The 4,183-nt window shown below is 65.0% G+C and carries 2 protein-coding genes and 1 pseudogene; all 3 read right to left on the minus strand.

Translation table 11 applies throughout. The features are described 5' to 3' along the window. A pseudogene (locus GQ56_RS39900) lies at positions 1-302 on the minus strand (multidrug transporter); the annotation flags it as partial. Next, a complete protein-coding gene (bpeB, locus tag GQ56_RS0138870; RefSeq protein ID WP_031403755.1) occupies positions 302-3,502 on the minus strand; it encodes an efflux RND transporter permease BpeB in 3,201 nt (1,066 codons plus the stop codon). The gene bpeB and the pseudogene GQ56_RS39900, both read right to left, overlap by 1 nt. A gap of 15 nt (positions 3,503-3,517) precedes the next feature. Continuing rightward, the coding region (locus tag GQ56_RS0138875; RefSeq protein WP_043301815.1) for an efflux RND transporter periplasmic adaptor subunit at positions 3,518-4,183 on the minus strand (666 nt) is incomplete at its 5' end.

Here is a 4,183-nt window from a genome sequence, read left to right on the forward strand (position 1 = left end):
TACTGCGCGCGCGCCGCCTCGATGTTCAGCACCGACACGCGCAGGTCGCGGTTGTTCTTCAGCGCGATCTCGATCAGCCGCTGCAGGCGCGGATCGACGAAGAATTCGCGCCAGCCGATGGCGGTTGCCGCCTCGCCGTTCGCGCTGCGCGCGCCGGCCGCACCCGGTTGCGTCGCATAGACGCCGCCGGCCGGGTACGCCTGCGCGACAGGCGCGTCAGGCCGCTTGTAGTGCGGCGCCATCGTGCAGCCTGTGGCAAGGAGCGCGACCGCGATTGCAGTCAAAGCGTGTTTTTGCATCATCACTGTCCCTTGTTGCCTTGGTCGCCGTTGCCCGGTTTCTCTTCGTGGTGCGAGTGTTCCTGAGCCAGGCGCAGCGCCTCGTCGGCATCTTCCCGCTCGCCGCTGAACACGGCCCGCACCTTCACGAAGAACATCGGGATCATGAAGATCGCGAGGAACGTCGCCGTGATCATCCCGCCGATCACGCCCGTACCGATCGCGTGCTGGCTGGCCGAACCCGCGCCGTTGCTGATCGCGAGCGGCAACACGCCGAGAATGAACGCGAGCGACGTCATCAGGATCGGACGCAGCCGCAGGCGCGCCGCTTCCAGCGCGGCCTCGATCGGCCCCATCTTCTCCGTCACCTGGAGTTCGCGCGCGAATTCCACGATCAGGATCGCGTTCTTCGCGGACAGGCCCACGGTGGTCAGCAGGCCGACCTGGAAGAACACGTCGTTCTCGAGGCCGCGCATCGTCGCCGCGAGCAGTGCACCGATCACGCCGAGCGGCACGACCATGATCACCGAGAACGGAATCGACCAGCTCTCATACAGCGCCGCGAGACACAGGAACACGACGAGGATCGAGATCGCATACAGGATCGGCGCCTGCGAACCGGACTGGATTTCCTGGAACGACAGGCCCGTCCACGAATAGCCGATACCGACCGGCAGCTTCTTCGCGAGCGATTCCATCGCAGCCATCGCTTGGCCCGTCGACTTGCCCGGTGCGGCCTGACCCTGGATTTCCATGGCCGACACACCGTTGTAGCGTTCGAGCTTCGGCGAACCGTACGTCCAGTGACCGGTCGCGAACGCGCTGAACGGCACCATCCCGCCCGACCCGTTGCGCACGTACCAGATGTTCATGTCTTCCGGCGTCATCCGGAACGGCGCGTCGGCCTGCACATAGACCTTCTTGATCCGGCCGTCGACGTCCAGGAAGTTGTTCACGTACTGCGACGCCCACGCGATCGAGAACGTCTGGTCGATCGCGGTAGCCGTGACGCCCAGTGCATTCGCCTTCTCGCGGTCGATGTCGACCTTGTACTGCGGCGTGTCGTTCAGGCCGTTCGGACGCACACCCTGCAGCGTCGGATCCTTCGAGGCCATGCCGAGCAACTGGTTGCGCGCGGCCATCAGCGCATCGTGGCCGAGACCGGCGTTGTCCGTCAGCTCGAAGTCGAAGCCGGCTGCCGTACCGAGTTCCGGAATCGACGGCGGGTTGAACGGGATCACGAGGGCATCCTTGTAGCCCGCGTAGCGCCCGAACATCCGGCCGATCAGCGCCTGCACCTTCTGGTTCGCATGCTGACGCTGCGAGTAGTCCTTCAGGCGCACGAACACGAGACCGGAGTTCTGGCCGCGGCCCGCGAAGCTGAAGCCGTTGACCGTGAACGCCGATTCGACGATCTCCTTCTCGTCGTTCAGCAGGTAGTCGGAAATGTTCGCGAGCGTCTTCGCGGTCGTTTCCTGCGTCGAACCCGACGGCGTCTGCACGATCACGAACATCAGGCCCTGATCCTCGTCGGGCAGGAACGACTTCGGCAGGCGCACGAACAGCAGGCCGACCGCGACGATCACGACCAGATAGATGATCATCCAGCGACCCGAGCGCTTGATCACGTGGTGCACGCCGACGTGGTACTTGTCGCGGCTGTTGTTGAACGTGCGGTTGAACCAGCCGAAGAAGCCCTTCTTCTCTTCGTGATGCCCTTGCGGGATCGGCTTCAGGATCGTCGCGCACAGCGCCGGCGTCAGGATCAACGCGACCAGCACCGACAGCACCATCGCCGACACGATCGTCAGCGAGAACTGACGATAGATCGCGCCGACCGAGCCGCCGGAGAACGCCACCGGCACGAACACCGCCGACAGCACGAGCGCCACGCCGACGAGTGCGCCGGTAATCTGGCCCATCGCCTTGCGGGTGGCCTCCTTCGGCGACAGCCCCTCTTCCGCCATCACGCGCTCGACGTTCTCGACCACCACGATCGCATCGTCCACCAGCAGCCCGATCGCGAGCACGAGGCCGAACATCGACAGCGTGTTGATCGAGAAGCCCACCAGCGACATGATCGCGAACGTGCCGAGCAGCACCACCGGCACCGCGATCGTCGGGATGATCGTCGCCCGCAGGTTCTGCAGGAACAGATACATCACGAGGAACACGAGCACGATACCTTCGAGCAGCGTCTTGACCACTTCCTCGATCGACAGCTTCACGAACGGCGTCGTGTCATACGGATACTTCACGACAAGGCCATGCGGGAAGAACGGAGCGAGCTCGTCGATCTTCGCGCGTACGGCCTTCGCGGTCGCCAGCGCGTTCGCGTTGGTCGCGAGCTGGATACCGAGCGCCGCGGTCGGCTGACCGTTGTACTTCGTGTCGAAGTTGTAGTTTTCGCCGCCGAGGCCGATCTTCGCGACGTCCTTCAGGCGAACCTGCGAGCCGTCCTGGTTGACCTTCAGCAGGATGTTGCCGAACTGCTCGGGCGTCTGCAGCAGCGTCGATTCGGTGATCGTCGCCTGCAGCACGGTGCCCGGCGTGGCCGGCGTGCCGCCGATCTGGCCGCCCGCGATCTGCACGTTCTGCTGCGTGATCGCGGTCGACACGTCGACCGGCGTGAGGCCGTAGTTCGTCAGGCGGTTCGGGTCGAGCCAGATCCGCATCGCATACTGCGAGCCGAACAGCGTGACGGTACCGACGCCGTTCAGGCGGCTGATCGGATCCTTCACGTGCGACGCCACGAAGTTCGCGAGGTCGTACTTGTTCATGCTGCCGTCTTCGGAGTTGAAGGCGAGCACCAGCAGGAAGCTGCTGCTCGACTTCGTCACCGACAGGCCCAACTGCTGCACGACCTGCGGCAAAACCGGCGTCGCGAGCGACAGCTTGTTCTGCACCTGGACCTGCGCGATGTCGGCGTTGGTGCCCGGCGCGAAGGTCAGCGTGATCGTCGCGTTGCCCGAGTCGTCACTGGTCGACGACATGTACAGGAAGTTGTCGAGACCGCTCATCTGCTGCTCGATCACCTGCGTCACCGTGTCTTCCACCGTCTTCGCGGAAGCGCCCGGGTAGTTCGCGGTGATCTGGATCGATGGCGGCGCGATCGTCGGATACTGCGAGATCGGCAGCGTGAAGATCGCCGCAACCCCGGCCAGCATCAGGATGATGGCGATCACCCACGCGAAGATCGGGCGATCGATAAAAAACTTTGCCATGAAACAGGCTCCCTGTTATTGCGCGCTCGAAGCAGCGGCGGCACTCGCCGGCGCGGCGCCCGATGCGGCGGCACCGGTTGCAGCGGCGGCGCCGGAACCGGCAGCGGCCGGCGCGGCGGAGGCGGCAGCGGCGCCCGATGCGGCATCGTCCGCCGGGGCGAGCTGCGCGGGCACCGTCTTCACGGTCGCGCCCGGGCGCACCTTGTCGACGCCCTGCACGATCACGTGATCGCCCGCTTCCAGACCGCCTTCGACGACCCAGTTCTGGCCCTGCATGCCAACCGTCTTCAACGGACGCGGTTCGACCTTGTTGCTCGCGTTCACGACCAGGGCGACAGCCTGCCCCTTCTGGTCATGCGTGACGCCGATCTGCGGCACCAGGAACGCGTTCTCGTTCACGCCTTCCTCGATCCGTGCACGCACGAACATCCCCGGCAGCAGCACCTTGCCCGGGTTCGGGAACACCGCGCGGATCGTCACCGAGCCGGTGGTCTGGTCAACCGTCACGTCCGAGAACTGCAGCTTGCCCTGCTCCGAATAGGTCTTGCCGTCCTCCAGGATCAGCGACACCTTCGCCGCGCCCGGGCCGGTCGTCTTCAGGCGCCCGCTCTGCACGTCCTGACGCAGCTTCAGCCCTTCGAGGCTCGACTGCGTGAGGTCGACATACACCGGGTCGAGCTG

The organism is Burkholderia paludis, assembly GCF_000732615.1.
Classification (GTDB): Bacteria; Pseudomonadota; Gammaproteobacteria; order Burkholderiales; family Burkholderiaceae; genus Burkholderia; species Burkholderia paludis.